General features: G+C 63.7%; 20 protein-coding genes. 12 read left to right on the forward strand and 8 right to left on the reverse strand.

The window, feature by feature from the left end; genetic code table 11:
- Positions 1 to 112: 112 nt before the first annotated feature.
- Positions 113 to 484 carry a UrcA family protein gene (locus LZ536_RS09550; protein WP_249848455.1) on the forward strand — a complete coding sequence of 124 codons (372 nt, stop codon included), beginning with the start codon at positions 113 to 115 and terminating at the stop codon, positions 482 to 484.
- A gap of 148 nt (positions 485 to 632) precedes the next feature.
- On the opposite strand, the gene LZ536_RS09555 is transcribed toward LZ536_RS09550, so the two are convergent.
- Genes LZ536_RS09555 through LZ536_RS09570 form a run of 4 tightly spaced genes read right to left on the reverse strand, consistent with a single transcriptional unit; the run spans position 633 to position 2,916 of the window.
- Positions 633 to 1,112: a DoxX family protein gene (locus LZ536_RS09555; protein WP_249848456.1), complete on the reverse strand. Its 480-nt coding sequence runs from the start codon at positions 1,110 to 1,112 to the stop codon at positions 633 to 635.
- Entirely contained in the window at positions 1,096 to 1,818 is a 723-nt protein-coding gene (locus LZ536_RS09560; protein ID WP_249848458.1) for an HvfC/BufC N-terminal domain-containing protein, read from the reverse strand. The genes LZ536_RS09555 and LZ536_RS09560 overlap by 17 nt, the downstream gene beginning before the upstream one ends.
- On the reverse strand, positions 1,808 to 2,635 hold the full coding sequence (bufB, locus tag LZ536_RS09565; protein ID WP_249848460.1) for an MNIO family bufferin maturase: 828 nt from the start codon (positions 2,633 to 2,635) through the stop codon (positions 1,808 to 1,810). The genes LZ536_RS09560 and bufB overlap by 11 nt, the downstream gene beginning before the upstream one ends.
- Before the next feature lie 2 nt (positions 2,636 to 2,637).
- Positions 2,638 to 2,916 (reverse strand): BufA1 family periplasmic bufferin-type metallophore, encoded by a 279-nt coding sequence (locus LZ536_RS09570; RefSeq protein WP_249848462.1) that lies wholly within the window; start codon positions 2,914 to 2,916, stop codon positions 2,638 to 2,640.
- A gap of 160 nt (positions 2,917 to 3,076) precedes the next feature.
- Between LZ536_RS09570 and LZ536_RS09575 the strand changes: the two genes are divergently transcribed.
- Complete coding sequence (locus LZ536_RS09575; RefSeq protein WP_249848464.1) at positions 3,077 to 3,970, forward strand: LysR family transcriptional regulator; 894 nt, start codon at positions 3,077 to 3,079, stop codon at positions 3,968 to 3,970.
- Here the strand turns inward: LZ536_RS09575 and LZ536_RS09580 are convergent.
- The 3 genes from LZ536_RS09580 to LZ536_RS09590 all read right to left on the reverse strand — a co-directional run bounded on the left by LZ536_RS09580 (position 3,937) and on the right by LZ536_RS09590 (position 6,088).
- Positions 3,937 to 4,350, reverse strand: a complete 414-nt coding sequence (locus LZ536_RS09580) for a carboxymuconolactone decarboxylase family protein (RefSeq protein ID WP_249848468.1) — start codon at positions 4,348 to 4,350, stop codon at positions 3,937 to 3,939. The genes LZ536_RS09575 and LZ536_RS09580 overlap by 34 nt on opposite strands.
- Positions 4,347 to 5,537 (reverse strand): MFS transporter, encoded by a 1,191-nt coding sequence (locus LZ536_RS09585; protein WP_249848469.1) that lies wholly within the window; start codon positions 5,535 to 5,537, stop codon positions 4,347 to 4,349. The genes LZ536_RS09580 and LZ536_RS09585 overlap by 4 nt, the downstream gene beginning before the upstream one ends.
- 101 nt (positions 5,538 to 5,638) lie before the next feature.
- Positions 5,639 to 6,088 (reverse strand): cupin domain-containing protein, encoded by a 450-nt coding sequence (locus LZ536_RS09590; RefSeq protein WP_249848471.1) that lies wholly within the window; start codon positions 6,086 to 6,088, stop codon positions 5,639 to 5,641.
- A gap of 240 nt (positions 6,089 to 6,328) precedes the next feature.
- Here LZ536_RS09590 and LZ536_RS09595 point away from each other — a divergent pair, with 240 nt between their 5' ends.
- The 7 genes from LZ536_RS09595 (at position 6,329) to LZ536_RS09625 (ending at position 12,486) form a co-directional block, all read left to right on the forward strand.
- Positions 6,329 to 7,147, forward strand: coding sequence for a 3-hydroxybutyrate dehydrogenase (locus tag LZ536_RS09595; RefSeq protein ID WP_249848604.1), 819 nt, complete (start codon positions 6,329 to 6,331; stop codon positions 7,145 to 7,147).
- A 5-nt stretch (positions 7,148 to 7,152) separates the two neighbouring features.
- Positions 7,153 to 8,433 carry an NAD(P)/FAD-dependent oxidoreductase gene (locus LZ536_RS09600; protein WP_249848472.1) on the forward strand — a complete coding sequence of 427 codons (1,281 nt, stop codon included), beginning with the start codon at positions 7,153 to 7,155 and terminating at the stop codon, positions 8,431 to 8,433.
- 11 nt (positions 8,434 to 8,444) lie between these two features.
- Positions 8,445 to 9,590, forward strand: a complete 1,146-nt coding sequence (locus tag LZ536_RS09605) for a patatin-like phospholipase family protein (RefSeq protein WP_249848473.1) — start codon at positions 8,445 to 8,447, stop codon at positions 9,588 to 9,590.
- On the forward strand, positions 9,587 to 10,168 hold the full coding sequence (locus tag LZ536_RS09610; protein WP_249848474.1) for an NADPH-dependent FMN reductase: 582 nt from the start codon (positions 9,587 to 9,589) through the stop codon (positions 10,166 to 10,168). Before LZ536_RS09605 ends, LZ536_RS09610 begins: the two co-directional genes overlap by 4 nt.
- A 103-nt stretch (positions 10,169 to 10,271) precedes the next feature.
- Positions 10,272 to 10,790, forward strand: a complete 519-nt coding sequence (locus tag LZ536_RS09615) for a DUF302 domain-containing protein (RefSeq protein ID WP_249848475.1) — start codon at positions 10,272 to 10,274, stop codon at positions 10,788 to 10,790.
- A gap of 2 nt (positions 10,791 to 10,792) precedes the next feature.
- Positions 10,793 to 10,969 carry a hypothetical protein gene (locus tag LZ536_RS09620; protein ID WP_249848476.1) on the forward strand — a complete coding sequence of 59 codons (177 nt, stop codon included), beginning with the start codon at positions 10,793 to 10,795 and terminating at the stop codon, positions 10,967 to 10,969.
- Positions 10,966 to 12,486 carry a hypothetical protein gene (locus LZ536_RS09625; protein WP_249848477.1) on the forward strand — a complete coding sequence of 507 codons (1,521 nt, stop codon included), beginning with the start codon at positions 10,966 to 10,968 and terminating at the stop codon, positions 12,484 to 12,486. Before LZ536_RS09620 ends, LZ536_RS09625 begins: the two co-directional genes overlap by 4 nt.
- Before the next feature lie 18 nt (positions 12,487 to 12,504).
- Here LZ536_RS09625 and LZ536_RS09630 read toward each other — a convergent pair whose 3' ends face one another.
- Entirely contained in the window at positions 12,505 to 13,158 is a 654-nt protein-coding gene (locus LZ536_RS09630; RefSeq protein ID WP_431357941.1) for a helix-turn-helix domain-containing protein, read from the reverse strand.
- Between the two features lie 151 nt (positions 13,159 to 13,309).
- Here LZ536_RS09630 and LZ536_RS09635 point away from each other — a divergent pair, with 151 nt between their 5' ends.
- The 3 genes from LZ536_RS09635 to LZ536_RS09645 are packed head-to-tail and all read left to right on the forward strand — an operon-like array spanning position 13,310 to position 17,633.
- Entirely contained in the window at positions 13,310 to 15,328 is a 2,019-nt protein-coding gene (locus LZ536_RS09635; RefSeq protein ID WP_249848481.1) for a serine hydrolase domain-containing protein, read from the forward strand.
- Entirely contained in the window at positions 15,328 to 16,338 is a 1,011-nt protein-coding gene (locus tag LZ536_RS09640) for a dipeptide epimerase (protein WP_249848482.1), read from the forward strand. Before LZ536_RS09635 ends, LZ536_RS09640 begins: the two co-directional genes overlap by 1 nt.
- Positions 16,335 to 17,633: a peptide MFS transporter gene (locus LZ536_RS09645; protein WP_249848484.1), complete on the forward strand. Its 1,299-nt coding sequence runs from the start codon at positions 16,335 to 16,337 to the stop codon at positions 17,631 to 17,633. Before LZ536_RS09640 ends, LZ536_RS09645 begins: the two co-directional genes overlap by 4 nt.
- Positions 17,634 to 17,636: the final 3 nt, after the last annotated feature.

Raw genomic sequence — 17,636 nt, forward strand, 5'->3', positions numbered from 1 at the left:
ATTTGACCCAGATCAACTCCAAACAGCGCACAGAGCCTAGCTAAAAGTCGAACAGGGCGGTGGCGCTCAACATAGGCGGCGTCATGCTGACCCTGAGGAGAGGGGAAGTCTGATGTCACGATATTTTTGCCTGAACACGCTTGCCGCAGTGCTGATCGGCGCTGCAACTGCCTCTTCCGCCACCGCGGAAGACATCACGGTAAACGGACCGGGAGAACGTATCGTCGCGCGCACCAATATTGGCGCTGAAGTTGTCGAGTACACCACTTCGGTGGTCATCAATGTTCGTGATCTCGACCTCGTCAGCCCTGCGGGTTGGAACGCGCTGGAGGAGCGCCTGACCTTTGCGAGCCGCGACGCTTGTGATGTTCTCAAGCAGCGCATTCCAATCGAATTACTGACCGAAAGCAGCGGTTGTGAGAGGACTGCATATCGGGCTGCTATCGCCCGGGCTCGCGAACTAACGAAAGCAGCCTCCAATTAAGTGGTGGTTCGCGCCGACCGCGGCGGCACGCCCTGAGCGAGTCCGCCGCTAGCGGGGTAGCGTTTGTGGGAACAATCGCGTTGTGGGCAAATCCCTAGAGCGAAGTAGGGCAGCCTCCGTCTCCGCCACTCCAGCGAGTCTGCACAGTTCAGGGAATCTTGAGCAGCCGGTCGAGCGACCATTTGCCGCCGCCCATGGCGATCAGCGGCAGCATCAATCCGGCCCAGCTCAGGTGGGTCGGCCATGCGTCGGGATAGACGAAGACCTGAATGACGAGCGTCATTCCCAGGAGCGCCCCGGCAGAAAGCCGGGTGAGGAGGCCGAGAACCAGCAGGATCGAGAAAATATGTTCTGCGCCCGCGGCCATGTAGGCGGCCACCTCCGGTGGCAGGAGCGGGAGCGCGTATTCCGTCCGGAACAGCTCGATGGTCGTATCCGGGATGGTGAAGATGCCTTCGACCTTGGTCCGGCCCGATTGGAAGAAAACGGCCGCAATCCCGAGGCGCTGGATCGCGAGCAGCAGCGATGGGCCAAGGATGGCGCCCAATTTCTCGGCCAGCCTGTCCAATGGGCGGCGCCGGGCCGGCGTCGCGGATGCAACCATCTCCATCTCAATTCCTCTCGTCATTGGGCGCCGCGAAGACGCCGAGATTGGCTAGCGATGCGAGGATCGCGGCCGGGTTTTCTTCGGGATACAGCCGTTCGGCAGCGGCGAGGCTCTGGCCCATCGTCTCGCCGAAACGGATTCCGCAGAGCAGGCGGTGCGCTGCCCGGCCGATGCGGGGAGCGTGCATGGTGAATGCGTCGGGCCTGGCGAAGAGCGCGCCTTCCGGCTTCCAGTCGGGCTCGATCGTTCGTCGGTCCGGCTGCTGATGAGCCAGCCAGATGCTCATTGCCGGCGTCGACAGCCAGGCGAAGCGCGTCGCCGGATGAACCTGGACGCGGGCAGAAATCATTTCGTTTGGCCTGGGCAGGTCGAGCAGTGGTTCGGCATCGCTCGCGAACAGGCTCTCGATCCGCAGCCGCTCGACCCTGGCAACATCCGCGAGATACGGAAGGTCTCCGATCCAGGGCTGGTGCCCAAGCCAGTCGGCAAACTCGCTTCCATAAAGGGCGAGGACTGGCGTTCGGGGAGGGCAGGTTGAATCAAAGTCGACCGCGACTGCTTCGAACATCTCAGGACCGACAATCTGCTCAACGACCGGATAATTGTCGCGCAGCGCCTGTACCGCGCCGCTGATCACCGTGTTCCGGTAGACGCGCAGCGGGCCGGTCGCCGGGCTCGAGATGGCCGCCGCGAAGTCTTCCTGCATGGCGAGGAGTTCAAGCGGCAACGGCGAATTCCCCCCGCAGCTTGGCTTGAGCCCTGTCGCGCTCCGCCATCAGGGTCGCGAATGGCGGAACGTTGCCGTCCCGTTCGATCAGGGTGGGCCGCGGTCCAATGCGGTCGATGAGACCGTCGAAGAGTTCCCAGACGCGGTCGCTCACTGGCTCGTCGTGGCTGTCGATCAGGAGCGTGCCCTCGGCATCGAGCGAATGGCCCGCAAGATGGATTTCACCGATGGCGTGCGGCGGGATGGCTCCGAGCCACTCGACCGCATCGAAGCCGAGATTGTGGGCGCCAACCACGACATTGTTGACGTCGATGAGCAGGCCGCAGCCGGTTCGCCGCGCCAGCTCGGAAAGGAAACTTGTCTCGCTCCATTCGTGATCGCGAAGCGCAAGATAATGCGTCGGATTTTCGATCATGATCGGCCGGCCGATCGCATCCTGGACGCGGCCAATATTGGCGGCCAGCCTGCTCAGGGCCTCGTTGGTTCGAGGCACGGGCAGGAGATCGGGAAAGCACCGCCCGTCGAGACGGGACCAGGCGACATGTTCGGAAACAGCAAAGGGTTCGAAGCGATCGACAAGGCGCTTCAGGGCCGCGAGGTGATCGGGATCCGGGTCAGTAGTGCCCGCGAGCGACATGCCGACGCCGTGCAGCGACAGTGGCCTTTCCGACCGCAGTGCTTCCAGCATTGCGAGGCGAGGCCCGCCGTCGACCATGTAGTTTTCGGCGTGGACCTCGAACCAGAGATCCGCCGCCGGCCATGCCAGCGCTTCCTGGAAATGCTGCGGCTTGAAGCCGAGGCCGGCGGCGGGGGTCATGGTCAGCGAGCGATCGGCTTGAGCGAGCCGGGGCCCTTGGGCGTGCTGATCTTGGTGCATGTGCCCTTGGCGACATACTTCCAGCTATTGCCCTGGTAGTTGCGTTTGGAGGTTCCGGCGCAGCTGGTGCCGGCGCCGGCCGCGCAGTCGTTGTGGCCGGCCAGCGAAACGCCATAGCACTTGTCGGCATTGGGTTGCGGCTTGGCCGGGCCGGCCATCGCATTGCCTGCGGCGAGGGCCGTCAGGGCGGTGGCGGCGATTGCAAACTTCGAGTTCATCATCTTCTCCCGTGAGGACACCGTTTTTCCGGTAACCATATTTTCGGAGAAACAGGCCTTGCGGTCACAGACCGAGAGCGCATGGGATCAATGCGCGATCGGTATCGCCCTATTCTGTCGCAGCGTGTAAGAGTCCCGCGCTGTCCACTGGGGGGATTGCACGATGGAAATGCAGCAGGTGCGCTACTTCGTTGCGCTTGCCGGAACGCTGAATTTCACGCGAGCGGCTGAGCAATGCAATGTCAGCCAGCCAGCCCTGACCCGCGCCATCCAGCAGCTCGAGCATGAACTCGGCGGCCCCCTTTTCCATCGTGAGCGCGGCAATACGCATTTGTCCGAACTCGGCCGGATGATGCTGCCCTATTTGCAAACGGTCGAGGAGAGCGCCCGAGCGGCCCGGGACCAGGCGCGCGCCGCCAAGAAGCTGGAGCGGGCGACGCTGACGATCGGGACGATGTGCACGATCGGTCCGGGACTCATTTCAGACCTGCTGATCCGATATCAGGCCGCCCATCCCAATGTGGAAGTGCGCGTCATCGATACCGGCGGTCCGGAAATGATCGAGATGCTGGAAAAGGGAGATCTTGAAGTCGCCGTCGTGGGTGTTCCCGACGAACTGCCCGACTCTCTCCACCAATTGCCGATCTTCGAAGAAAATTTCGTGATCCTTTTGCCGGCCAACCATCGGCTCTGCACGAGCAATCCAATACGCGCCGCGGAGCTTCACGACGAACCCTATGTCAGCCGTTCGAACTGCGAGGTCTTCGCACCCGTACGCAAGGCCCTCACCGATCGAGGCATCTATTTGCGTCAGGTTTTCAGCTCTCCCCGGGACGATTGGGTGCAGGGCATGATCAAAGCCGGCCTGGGCCTTGGATTTTTCCCCGAGTTCAGCGTCACGGATCCGGACCTCGTTGTCCGGCCGCTGGTCGACCCAAGCTTTTCAAGGACGATCTATCTCGCGACCGTTCGCGGCCGCCCCCATTCACCCGCCGTCGGAGCGTTCGTGCAAGAGGCCCGGCGTTACCCCTGGCCGGCGACGCGGCAGGCGGCCTGATCGTCGCCACCCTCTGCAACCAGAAGGTCATGGCAAGCCGCCAGTGACCTAAGGGCCGCCGGAAATCCGGCATAGACCGCGGTCTGCATCAGGATTTCGACGATCTCTGTCTTGGTGACCCCAAGATTAAGTGCCGCGCCGATATGATTGCGCAGCTGCGGCACGGCATCGCCGATGGTCGCCAGCGAGGCGATGGCAGCGATCTCGCGGCTGCGAAGGTCCAGCCTGTCGCGCGAATAAAGGTCGCCGAATGGAAATTCGACGGCCATCCTGGCGAAATCCGGTGCAACTTCGGCGACCTTGCCGGCCATGAACTGCTCATAGTGGCCGGCCGCCAAATGCTGGATGATGTCAACGCCCTTACGATAACGATCGCTCATGGATTCTCCTCACCCGTACGCAACTGAAGGCCAAGGACGGCGGCCAACGCCAAAGCAAATCCGACGCCGATCAGCGATGCCGTCCAGCCGAAGCGGTCGAAGAGTTGCCCAATGACTGCTGCGCCAGCCAGGCCGCCGGAATAATATGCCGAGAGATAAAGGCCGCTGGCTGCGGCTTTGTCGCCGGTCGCGGTACGACCGACGTGCCCGGTGGCAACGGCCTGCCCGAAGAATGTGCCGACGCCGACGAGCGCCATTCCCAGGATCACCATGGCGAGGCTGGGCAGCAGCAGCAGGCCGAGCCCTGCGATTGCCAGGACGAGACCGCCGAAGAGCGCCGACGACGGCCCCATCTTCGCCACGGCGGATCCGGCCAAAGGGGTGGTGATCATCGAAGGCAGGAAAACGAGGAAGACGAACCCCAGCGCTGTCATCGACAGCGAAAATGGCGGTCGCATCAGGACGAAGCCGACGTAAGTGAACACACCGATGAAGCCGAACAGGATCAGGAAGCCGATGGCAAAGCTGCGCCGAAGGTTAGGGTCACCAAGGTGATGCAGCCAGGCGGCCCAGAACTGTCCGTCACGGACCTGGTCCGGGTGGTTACGATCGAGTGAAACGGCACACAGCAAAGCGCCCGCGATATTGAGCGCCGCGAAAAACAGGAAGCTGGTTTCTGCGCCCACGAAACCCGCGACCAGGGCAGCCGCGAGGCGTCCGATGAGGTTGGCCGCGACGGCGCCCGTCACATAGGCCGCTAGTGCCGCGGGCGTTCGAACGGCGCAGCGTTCGGCGAGATGCGTCAACGTCAGGGTGAAAGCTGTTGCCATGAACAGGCCCTGCACGACCCGAAGCAAGGCGAAGACCTGCAGGTTGGGTGCAAAGGCGAGCGTTGCAGTCGGAATGGAAAGGAGCAGCAAGCTAAGCGAGATCGCGCGCTTGCGTTCGACAGCACCGGTGAATGCACCCGCCAGAAGGCCGGCAATGGCCATGCCCAATGTGCTCGCGTTCGCGGCAACGCCGATTTCGGAGGGCATGACCCGGTAAATCTGCGCAAGGCTCGGCAGGATCGCCTGGGTCGCGAAGAGGTCGACCAGCGTCAGGAAGCCTATGACGGCGATCAACACTGTCCGGCTTGCCGATAGTCGCGGCATCGGTGGTGCAATGGGAAGTGCAAGATCGGTCATGTTTCAGTTCCGTCCGGCGGGCGTGGCGCCCCGCCTGGGTCGAGGCGAGGCGCCACTGGGCCGCCGGCTGGGAGCGTGGGGGAGGCCGGCTTCGGGGATGGTTACTGGGCCTTGACGTCGGCGGAGTAGAGTACCGCCGGCACCTTGCCGTGGTTGACCCAATAGTGGCCGGTTTCCTTGGTCTCGCGGGCGAGGTCGCCGGCGTGATGGGTGATCGGCACACCGCAGGTCGTGCGATATTCGGTGATCTCGCCGCTGACCGTAAGGATCAGCGCGGGCCGGCCTTCATGGCTGTGGAAGGGGACGACGCCGCCCGGCTGCACGACCAGCTTGCGGAGGCGCAAGTCGCGACCCTGGACGCCGATTTCTTGGCCCAGGTCGATCGAGCCCAGCACGTCGTCGGTGACGGCCTTGGGCATGGTTTCGCGATTGGTGAGCGGGTTGGCCATGACCTTGTCGGTCGGGCACTGGCCGGCCATTGCCGGCGAAGCCGCGGCAAGGCTTGCGAGGGCGACGCCCAACGCCAGAGTAGTCTTGGTGAAGTTGAACATTGCCTTCTCCTTGTTTGGTCGTCGCGGGAACCGGGCCGAGCAGTGCGAGGGACTGTCTGTCGCTCCCGTGCGTCACCAGCTGTGGGTCGGTTCCGCGACGTGAATTGAATTTTGCAGGCAATCCCTGTCGCGCGGAAATCGCGAGGCGGCATGGAGTCGATGCACAATGCGCATTTCACGCACATCGCGCACATCGGCATCCTTTTGGGCATGAACCTGAAGGAGCACCCCGGCATGGACATGCAGGTCCAAGAGCAGATCGACACCGCGCGCCCACTGGCCGGCCGGGTCGCCGTCGTCACAGGATCGACCAGCGGCATCGGCCTCGGCATCGCCAAGGCGCTTGCCCATTCCGGCGCCGACATCGTCATCAACGGCCTTGGCGACCCGGAGGACATCGACCGCACCTGCGCCGAGCTGGAGAACAGCGCCCCGATCAGCCGCGTCGCTTACGACGGCGCGAACCTGATGAAGGGCGAGGAAGCGCGAAAGCTCGTCGAGCGAACGGTCGACCAGTTCGGGCGCATCGACATCCTCGTCAACAATGCGGGCATCCAGCACGTGAGCCCGATCGAGCAGTTTCCGCCCGAGAAATATGACGCGATCATCGCGCTCAATCTCTCGGCAGCCTGGCACACGATCCGCGCTGCATTCGCGCCGATGAAGGAGGCCGGGTTCGGGCGGATCATCAACGTCGCCTCCGCCCACGGCCTCGTCGCCTCGCCTTTCAAGAGCGCATATGTGGCCGCGAAGCACGGCATCGTCGGACTGACCAAGACGATCGCCCTGGAAGGCGCCGAGCACAACGTCACCTGCAACGCGATCTGCCCGGGCTATGTCTGGACGCCGCTGGTCGAGAACCAGATCGACGATACCGCCAAGGCGCGCGGGATCAGCCGCGAGGAAGTCATCCGCGACGTGCTCCTGGCCGCGCAGCCGAACAAAAGGTTCGCCGAGGTCGAGGAACTTGGCGCCCTTGCCGTGTTCCTGTGCACGCCGGGCGGCCGATCGATCACTGGCACAGCCCTACCCGTCGACGGCGGCTGGACCGCGCACTGACGCTTATGCTTGCCGTTTACCCGAAAGTCGTGATCGTCGGCGCCGGCTTCGGCGGCCTTGCCGCCGCCAAAAGACTGGCGAACCGCAAGGTCGAGGTGACGCTGGTCGATCGGCGCAACCACCACCTCTTCCAGCCGCTATTATACCAGGTCGCAACCGCTGCGCTGTCGCCGGCCGACATCGCCGCGCCGATCCGGTCCATCCTTAGCTACGCCCGCAACATCCGGGTGCTTCTCGATGAGGTCGTCCGTGTCGATCGCGACCGGAAAACCGTCACTCTGGCGAGCGGCCGGATCCTCGATTTCGACAAGCTCATCATCGCGACCGGATCCAGCCACAGCTATTTCGGGCGCGACCAATGGGCGGCCTTCGCACCCGGCCTGAAGAGCATCGAGGATGCGACAACGATCCGCCGCAATGTGCTGCTCGCGCTGGAGCGCGCCGAATCGGAAACCGACCCGGATCGCCGCCACGCGCTTCTGACCTTCGTCGTCATCGGCGGCGGCCCGACCGGCGTGGAGATGGCCGGCGCCATTGCCGAGCTCGCCAGGCGCTCCGTGTCGAAAGACTTCCGGAACATCACGCCGGCATGCTCTCGCGTCATTCTGGTCGAGGCCGGCCCCCGGCTGTTGCCGTCCTTTCCCCCGGCGCTTTCGGCAAAGGCCGAAGAGATGCTTCGCGGCCTCGGAGTCCATGTTCGTACGGGCACGCCCGTTACCGGACTCGGCTATGGGCATGTCCAAACAAGCGATGTGTGGATTTCCGCCAAGACGATCGTCTGGGCGGCCGGCGTCGAAGCCTCTGCGGCTGCAGATTGGCTGGGCGCCGAGCAGGACCGGGCGGGACGCGCCCTGGTCACGCAGGGACTGACCATAAAAGGTTCTGACGACATCTTTGTCATTGGCGACACGGCCAGCGCACGGGGCGCGAACGGCCAGCCGTTGCCGGCAATCGCGCCGGTCGCCAAGCAACAGGGCGCTTATGCCGCCGATCGGATTCTCGGGCGGGCAAGGAAGCCGTTCGCCTATCGTGACTTCGGCAATTTGGCGACGATCGGGCGCAGCCGTGCCGTCATCGACTGGGGGCGCATCCAGCTCAGCGGCTTCATCGCCTGGCTTGTCTGGTCCGCCGCCCATGTCTGGTTCCTGATCGGCTTCCGCAGCCGCCTCTCCGTCATGACGACCTGGCTGTGGAGCTACCTCACCTACCGGCGTTCGGCGCGCCTCATCATCGGGACGGATGGCAATTCCGCCTCGACGATCGCCCCCCGGCGCAAAGCAGCTTGAAGGGACGAACAATGATCTCGCTTGCAAAGGAAGTCGCGGGCCTCGGCCAGACCGTCATGGTCCTGCAGGGCGGCGGCGCGCTCGGCGCATATCAGGTCGGAGTCTATGAAGCGCTTCACGAGGCCGGCATCGCGCCGACCTGGGTAATCGGTACGTCGATCGGCGCGATTAACGCGTCGATCATCGCCGGCAGCAAGCCGGGCGAGCGGATCGAAAAGCTCTGCGACTTCTGGTCGCGCGTCCAGAACGACCAGTTCGTGCCGGGCGGCCTTCCTGCCTGGATGGCAACGGCGGCGCGCAACTGGCAGTCGATCACGACCGGCGTCCCGGCGTTCTTCACGCCGAACCCGGAGGCATTCCTTGGTCCGCACTATGAACTGGGTGCCGACAAGGCCGGCTATTATAGCGTCGATCCGCTTCGACAGACGCTGAGCGAGCTGGTCGACCTCGACGAGCTCAACCGGGGCGAGACGCGGATTACCGTAGGCGCCTCGTCAGTCCGGACCGCCGAGATGCGCTATTTCGACAGCCGCGACATGCCGCTGACCCTCGACCATATCCTTGCATCCGGAGCGCTGCCGCCGGCCTTCCCGGCGGTCCGCATCGACGGTGAACTTTACTGGGATGGCGGCATTCTTTCGAACACGCCGGTCGAGGTCGTGTTCGACGACAATCCGCGCCGCGACAGCCTGGTCTTTGCTGTCCACATCTGGAATCCGCACGGCGACGAGCCTGAGACCATCTGGGAGGTGATGAACCGCCAGAAGGACATCCAATATTCGAGCCGCGCGGCATCGCACATCAAGCGCCAGCGGCAGCTGCACAAGCTGCGTCACATGGTGGCCGAGCTGGCGCAGCTGGTTCCCGAGGAAAAGCGGCGCGACAATCGGTTTGCCGACATGGCGAGTTACGGTTGCCTGACGCGGATGCACGTCGTCCGCCTGCTCGCCCCGGCACTCGATCACGAGGATCATAGCAAGGATATCGATTTTTCCGCCGGCGGAATCCGCCGCCGCCGCGAAGCGGGCTATAGCGACACGATGCGCACGTTGGAGAAAGCGCCGTGGCGGACTCCGGTCGACGACCTTGAGGGTTTCATCCTGCACGAGGCCAGCGGGGGCCGCATGGTCGAGACCCCGGCGGCTACCAGGCCATGAAACCGCTTTCGGTCGCGGTGCTGCTCGGCTCCGTCCGCCGCGACCGTATGGGGCCGCGGGCGGCCCGGCTCGTGACACGGGAGCTTGAGCGGCGCGGGCACGAGGTTCACCTTGTGGATCCGCTCGAACTGAAACTGCCGCTGCTGGATCGGATGTACAAGGAGCATCCCGAAGGCCAGGCTCCACGAAAGCTTGAAAAACTGGCGCGGCTCTACCGCAAGGTCGATGGGTTCCTCATCGTCAGCGGCGAATATAATCACGGCATTCCACCCGCTTTGAAGAACCTCCTCGATCATTTCCTCGAAGAGTATTTTTGGCGTCCCTCGGGCATCGTCTGTTACTCCGCCGGCTCATTCGGCGGCGTGCGCGCTGCGATGCAATTACGCATGACCCTTGCCGAACTCGGGATGTCCAGCGTCCCCAGCCTCCTGCCGATTCCGCGGATTGGGCAGCTATTGAACGAAAACGGGGTGGCGCAGGAAGACTTCCTCAACCATTCGGCGAGCCGGTTCATCGACGAATTTCTCTGGTATGCGTCGGCGCTGGCGGAGGCTCGAGCAGGCGGCACGCCATACTGAAGTTCGTTCAATACGGACGACGCATGGAAACCATGCCGAATCGCGATTTTTCCTGAGGCACTGAACAGGTCAGAATCCAGGGCATTCGAGAGGAGAAATCCCAATGCCCAAGAAGTCGAACAAGCTGATGAAGAAGTTCCTCACGGTCCTGATTCTCGCAGGCCCGGGCACGGTGCTTAGCCCGATCGTAACTCCACCAGTCAGTGCCGCGGTTCCAATTGCCAGTGCGCATGCGGACGGCGTCATTCGCCAGAAGAGCGATTACGGCTTCGACGAAACCGTGGCTCGCCTCAAAGGCGATATCGCCGCCAAGGGCATTCGGTTCTTCGATGCCATCGACCATTCGCAGCTCGGCGCCAGCGCCAATTTGCAGATCAACCGGTCGACCCTCCTGCTGTTCGGCAACCCGCCGCTGGGTGTGCAGTTTCTCCAGTCCAATCCGCTTGCCGGCCTCGACTGGCCGGTCCGGATGCTGGTGACCCAGGACTCGGACGGAAGCGTCTGGGTCAGCTGGACGGACTTCCGTTTCGTTGCCGGCCGTTACCAGATTGCCGATCGCGAAGCCCAGATCGCCATGGCGAGCCAAGTCGCCGCCTCGATCGCCTCAGCCGCAAGGAAGTGACCATGGTCAGCATCACACCGCTCAACGCCGCCGCCCCAGCCTCGCTTCCGCGCCGCGACCTGATCGCCATCTTCGCCTATCTCAATCGCCGCGGCGAAGAGCTGAAGCCGGAACGCGACCCCGCGGCCCAGGCCGACGGCGTCCTCCAACTGCTCGCAAGCGCCGCCCGCATGCAATGACCGACATCGCAGCCGCCTCCCCCTCGACGGCCGCGAACTGGAGCCTCCCGCCGCTCAGCGGGAGGCTCCCTACTGCTTATCGGATCATCTGGGTCCTGCTCGCATTCGGGTCGGCCGCGACGCTCGCCTGGCTTGCCTATTCGGCAAGGATGGAAACGACGATCCTCATCCTGCGGCTTTGCAAGGGCGTCGTGCTGCTCGCGGTTGCGACGATCCTCTTTCGCCGGCGTCAAAGCGACCTTGTGGCCGGACTCCTGTCCTCGGCATTCCTGTTATGGATCATCACCAGCAGCTTCGATGTCGCCGGCGGCAGCGTCCCGCTCGCGGTCGGCCTGGCGGACCGCCTGCGCTTCCTCCTGCTGGTCCTGGCTCTCCTGCTCTTCCCCAATGGTGAAATGACCCCGGCCTGGGCGCGATGGGTGGCGATCGCGGCCTGCGGAGTCTTCGTCCTCGGCCTCGTCGAAACCGTGGGGGCCGCCCCCGTGCATTTGTTCCTGCCGCTCGCGATCCTGTGCGTGCTGAGCGCGGTGACACTGCTTGTTGTCCGCTACCGCAACAGTGGATCCATGGCGGAGCGACAGCAATTGAAATGGATCGCTTTGGGCCTGGTGTCCGGAATTTCCTTGATCCTCGCGACAAGGGGCGGGGCGGCGTTGAATGCCGGCGCGGGAAGACCGGTGATCGAGCCCCTGGTGCTGGAAGGGCTGTTCCAGGCCGGCATCATCGCTATCGCAATCGGGTTCCTCGTCTCGCTTCTCCGCTATCGCCTGTACGATGCGGAAACGGTCATCAGCCGATCCGTCGCCTATGCGGCGCTGACATTGTCGCTCGTTGCCGTCTTTGCGGGCACCGAAGCGGTGATCGAAATGTTCGGGCAGCAGTACCTCGGGATGGGGCTTGGCAATATCTCGGCAACCATGGCCGCCGCCGTCGCCGCGGTGCTCCTTTCTCCGCTGCATGGCCGGATCACGGGCTGGGCCGAAAAGCGCTTCCAGCGCGACCTTGCGGAATTGAAGGAGCAGCTGCCCGAATTTCTGGCCGAGCTCTCGGGGATCTCCTCGACGGCGCGTGTCGGCGAAATGGCGCTGCAGCGGATCGAAAGCGCGCTTTATGCGGTGCGCACGGCGCTTGTCCTGGACTCCAGAGTCATTGCGACGACCGGTATCGATTTGCGCGCCACGGAGCATTGGCTGCAGGGCTGGTCGATACCCGATCCGCATCTTTTCCACGTCGAACCATCGTCGCCCTTCGCGTTGCGGATGCCGCTTCGCTGTCCATTCGGATCGCTCCGCGGCTGGCTCTTGCTTGGCCCGCGGCCGGACGGGACGCCCTTTGGCCGGGACGATCTCGACGCGCTCACCGCCATTGCCCCTTCGCTCAAGCGGGCCTTGTTCTCGGCGCGCGAAAGAGAGGTCGAGCGGGACCAGGAGCATGCCGAGCAGCGACGGCTACGGAAGGCCATCGAGTCGCTGGGCTCCCGGCTTGCTGCAGTCGAGCGGGCTAGCGACCGAACCTAGGCGGACATTCCACCGATGCTAGGCGGCGGGGCGTCGCAGCGTGCGGACCTTTGTTGCTGGCTCATCGGTCATCTGGTCCGGGTCGATGTCCATCTCGTGCATGTTCATGAGCGACGACATCAAGGCTTCGTCGGCACTCGAGCAGACGCCGAGGACAAGCGCTTCTTCGCAATCTTCGGCGGCGACGTAGGCGTGGCCCATGTTCGAATCGATGTAGATCGCTTCGCCAGTCTTCAGCGTGACCGGATCGTAGAATTGCGTGTGAACGACGATCGTGCCTTCCAGCACATGGATATATTCTTCACCGGCGTGGCTGACGAGGTCGCCGAATTCGCTCAATGACTTGGCGCGGATGCGGGTGAGGACGGGGACCATCCGCTTCCGCCGCAACTCCGTGCAAAGATAATAATAATCGTAGTTCGGGGTCGTTACGCGAACCGCGTCTTCGACCTTGCCGATGCTCCGGCGGGCGGTGATGGCTTCCACCTGCTCGGTTTCGGCGAACAGGTCGGAAATCGGGATCTGCAGTTTCTGACTGAGCTGCGCGAGCTTGTCATAGGTCAGCGTCAGGCGGTCGTTCTCCACCTTCGACAGGGTCGATAGCGGGATTCCGCTGTGCTCGCTCATCTCACGCAGCGTCCAATTCCTGTGATTTCTCAATTCCTTGAGAATCCGTCCAAGGGTCGGCCGCTCGCTCAATTCCGTCGCTCCCGTAATGAGTTTGACATTTTTCCAATCAGGCTCATTATGTCCTCATTCGACACATTTGTCACGATAAGGCGATTTGCCTCTGATGAGCAAATCGTTTGGAGGGGAGAGAAAAATGCGGAAATTGGCTGCATTCTTTGCGGCGATTCTGGGGGCTGCCGTCCTGTCTGGCGCTAATGCCCAGACCGTTCAACCGACTTTGGGCCCCAAGCCCACTGTTACTGCAGCACCCAGCGCCGAGTCGCTCCCCGCGGCGGCGGATTCGAGCGGAGTCGCCGCACCGCTCGACGCGCAAGACGTCAATGCCTGGCTCGACGGCTACGTGCCGATCGCGATCGGCCGGGCAGATATTCCCGGTGCCGTGGTGGTCGTCGTCAAGGACGGCCAGATCCTGACCAGCCGGGGCTACGGCTATTCGGACGTCGCCAAGCGCTCGCCTGTCGATCCGCACAGCACCCTGTTCCGCCCGGGTTCGATCTCCAAGCTCTTCACCTGGACCGCGGTCATGCAGCTGGTCCAGGAGGGCAAGCTGAACCTCGACGAGGACATCAACAAATATATCGATTTCAAGGTGCCGCCGCGCAACGGCAAGCCGATCACGCTGCGCAACATCATGACCCACACGTCGGGTTTCGAAGAGCAGGTGATGGACCTGATCGCCATCGATCAGAAGAAGTACGTCCCCTACGACCAGATCATCAAGCGCTGGATTCCGAAGCGGGTTTATGACCCGGGCACGACTCCGGCCTATTCGAACTATGCGACCGCGATCGCCGGCTACATCGTCAGCCGAGTCTCTGGCCAGCCGTTCGACGATTATATCCAGCAGCACGTCTTCGCGCCCGCGGGGATGAAGTTGGCGACCTTCAGCCAGCCGCTTCCCGCCAACCTGAAGCCGTACATGTCGCAGGGCTATTTGCCCGGCAAGGACAAACCCTACGGCTATGAATATGTCGGCGTTTCCCCGGCCGGCAGCCTTGCCGCCAGCGGCGACGACATGGGCCGTTTCATGATCGCCCATCTCAACAACGGCGGCCCGCTGCTGAAGCCGGAAACCGCCAAGCTGATGCACACGACGGCCAACGATCCCATTCCCGGCCTGCAGAAGATGTCGCTCGGCTTCTACCAGTCGGACATCAATGGGCATCGGGTCGACTCGCACGGCGGCGATACGGTCGCGTTCCACAGCGATTTGCATCTCTTCCTGAATGACAATGTCGGCCTGTTCGTGTCGTTCAACAGCCCAGGCAAGGAAGGCGCCGCACATGCCCTGCGCACCGCGCTGCTCGAGAAGTTCGCGGACCGCTACTTCCCGGCACCGGCGGATGTCCGGACACTCGATGCCAAGGACGCCCGCGCCAATGCTGAAAAGCTGGCCGGCACCTGGTCGACTTCGCGCCGGTCGTTCTCGACCTTCATCGGCGTCGTCGACCTGATCAGCCAGACCAAGGTCGGTGTCGATGCCGACGGCCGTCCGGTCGTCGCCGACGCACTGTTCATGGGCCTTGGCGGCCAGCCGCGGAAATGGGTCGCGTCCGGCCCGATGCAGTGGCGCGATCCGGACAGCCACGAAACCCTCGGCGCCAATGTCGTCAATGGCAAGGCCGTCCGCTTCAGCCTCGGCAGCGTCGCCCCGATCATCGTCTGGGACCGCACGCCCTGGTACCAGGATTCGGCCTGGCTGCTGCCGCTGACCTATCTCGGCCTCGCAGTCCTGTTCCTGACCACGGTCCTGTGGCCGGTCCGGGCGCTGGTTCGCCGCAAATATGGCGCCAAGCTTGCGCTCGAAGGGCGTGAGCTCAAGGCCTACAAGGCGAGCCGCATCGCCGCGACCGCGATCCTGCTCACGCTTGTGGCCTGGATTGTCATGATTTCGACGATGTTCGGCGACCTCAATTACCTCAGCGCCAGCTTCCTGCCGGTCGTGCTGACGGTCCAGGTCATCACCTTCATCACCTTCATCGGCGGCTTCCTGGCGACGCTCTGGTACGCGCTCAGCGTCTGGCGGCGGACGGGCGGCTGGAAGGCGACCTGGAAGGCCAAGCTCTGGAGCCTGCTGCTGGTCGTGTCGTCGGCGACGATCCTCTGGATCGGCCTCGTCTACCACCTGATCGGCTTCGCGACGAAGTACTGATGGGCCAGTCCTTAGCCTATCGGGTCGAGCGTCACGCGCTCGCGGCGCCGTTCCGCATATCCGGTTATGTCTTCGAGGCGTCCGACCTGGTCGTCGTCGAGCTGACCGACGGAACGCACCGCGGGCGCGGCGAGGGCGGCGGTGTCTATTATCTCGGCGACGAGGCGCCGCAGATGATCGAGCAGCTCGAAGCCAATCGCGTGGCCATCGAAGCATGCGAAAGCCGAGAGGAACTCCGCCAGATCCTCCCACCCGGCGGCGCCCGCAACGCGGTCGATTGCGCGATGTGGGAACTGGAGGCGAGCCGCCAGAACGTCCCCGCCTACAAGCTTGCGGGATTCGACGCGCTGAAGCCGCTGGTGACGACCTTCACACTCGGCGCCGACGAACCGGAAATCATGGCAGAAGGTGCGCGCAACTACGTCGGCGCGCGTGCCATCAAGATCAAACTGACGGGCTCGCTAGAGCTGGACGTCGCCCGCGTGCGGGCTGTCCGCGAAGCGCGCCCGGATGTCTGGATCGGTGTCGACGCCAACCAGGGCTATGGCATCCAGGATCTGAACGCTTTGATCCAGGCCATGGACCGCCTGAAAGTCTCGCTCATCGAGCAGCCGCTGCGCCGCGGGGCGGAGGCGGACCTGGATCGGTTCAACAGCGCCATCCCGCTGGCCGCCGACGAGAGCGCGCTCAGCCTCGACGATGTCGCCGGGCTGGTCGGCCGCTTCCAGGTCGTGAACATCAAGCTCGACAAGTGCGGCGGCCTGACCGAGGCGCTGCTGATCGCCAAGGAAGCGCGACGGCTTGGCCTGGGCGTGATGGTCGGCAACATGGTCGGCACCAGCCTGGCGATGGCGCCGGCGTTCATCCTCGGCCAACTCTGCGAGATCGTCGACCTCGATGGCCCCACCTTCCTCAAAGAGGACCGTGTGCCGGGTGTCGAATATGGCGACGGCAGGATCTGGTGCCCGGACGAGGTCTGGGGCACGCCTTCGACGGTGTTTGCCGCGTGAGCGCGCAGGGGAACTGGTTCGGTCAGCCGCGCGGCCTGACAATCCTGTTCCTCACGAACATGTGGGAGCAATTCTCCTACTTCGGAATGCGGGCGCTGCTCGTCTATTACATGACGACGACGATGCTGTTCGGCCAGGAAAAGGCCTCCAGCATCTACGGCCTCTACACCGCTTTCGCTTATTTCACGCCGATCATCGGCGGGACGATCGCCGATCGCTGGCTGGGCAAGCGCCGGGCGGTGATCATCGGTGCGACCGTCATGGCGGCGGGCCATTTCATGATGGCCTTCCAGCCGGCCTTCTATTTCGCGCTGGCGACCATCGCGCTCGGCAACGGCCTGTTCCTTCCCACCCTGCCGAGCCAGATCAACGACCTCTACAAGGCCGACGATCCGCGCCGGCCCTGGGCCTACAACGTCTATTATGTCGGCGTGAACCTGGGCGCTTTCCTGGCGCCTTTGGTCTGTGGTTTCCTCGGCGAGCGATATGGCTGGCACTGGGGCTTCGGTGCCGCCGGCGTCGGCATGCTTTCGGGCCTTTTCATCTATCTCTGGGGCAAGCCCTATTTGCCCGACGAACAGGCGCAGGTTGAACCAGCGACGCCCACCGCCGCGAAGTCGCATCGCGGCCGCGACACCATCCTGCTGCTGCTCGGCATCGGGCTTGCCGTGACGATCTTCCGCGGCGCTTATGAGCAGATCGGTAATACGTTCGCGTTGTGGATGCGCGACGATGTGAGTCGGGTGATCGGCGGGGTCGAGATCGGCGCGGCCATGTTCTTCTCGCTCAACCCGCTGCTCGTCATGGTGATGACGCCGTTGCTACTGGCGCGGTGGAAGCGCCAGGCGGAAAAGGGCCGCGAGCTGTCGCCAACGCAGAAGATGGCGTGCGGTGCGCTGATCGTTGCAGCGTCCTATTTGCTGGTTGCCGGCGCCGAGGCCTTCAGCGGCGGTGGGCGCGCTCACTGGCTGTGGCTGCTCAGCTACTTCGTCGTTTTCACGCTCGGCGAACTCTACATCCTGCCGAACGGCCTGGGCGTTTTTGCGCGCCTCGCGCCGCAGAAACTCGGCGCGACCACGGTCGCCTCCTGGTACCTTGCAACCTTCGCCGGCAGCCTCGCGGCCGGCCAGGTCGGGCGCCTCTGGAGCCACCTCGACCATATCCAATTCTTCGTGCTGCTCGCGGGCATCGCCTCGATCGCAGCGGCCATCCTGTACCTGCTCGACCGGCCGACGAGGCGGATCCTCGGGCAGGTCTCGCCACCGCGAGAACCGGCGCTGGAGGTGGCTGCATGACAT

It is taken from the genome of Sphingomonas alba (assembly GCF_023516555.1).
In the GTDB taxonomy this organism is placed as follows: Bacteria; Pseudomonadota; Alphaproteobacteria; order Sphingomonadales; family Sphingomonadaceae; genus Sphingomicrobium; species Sphingomicrobium album.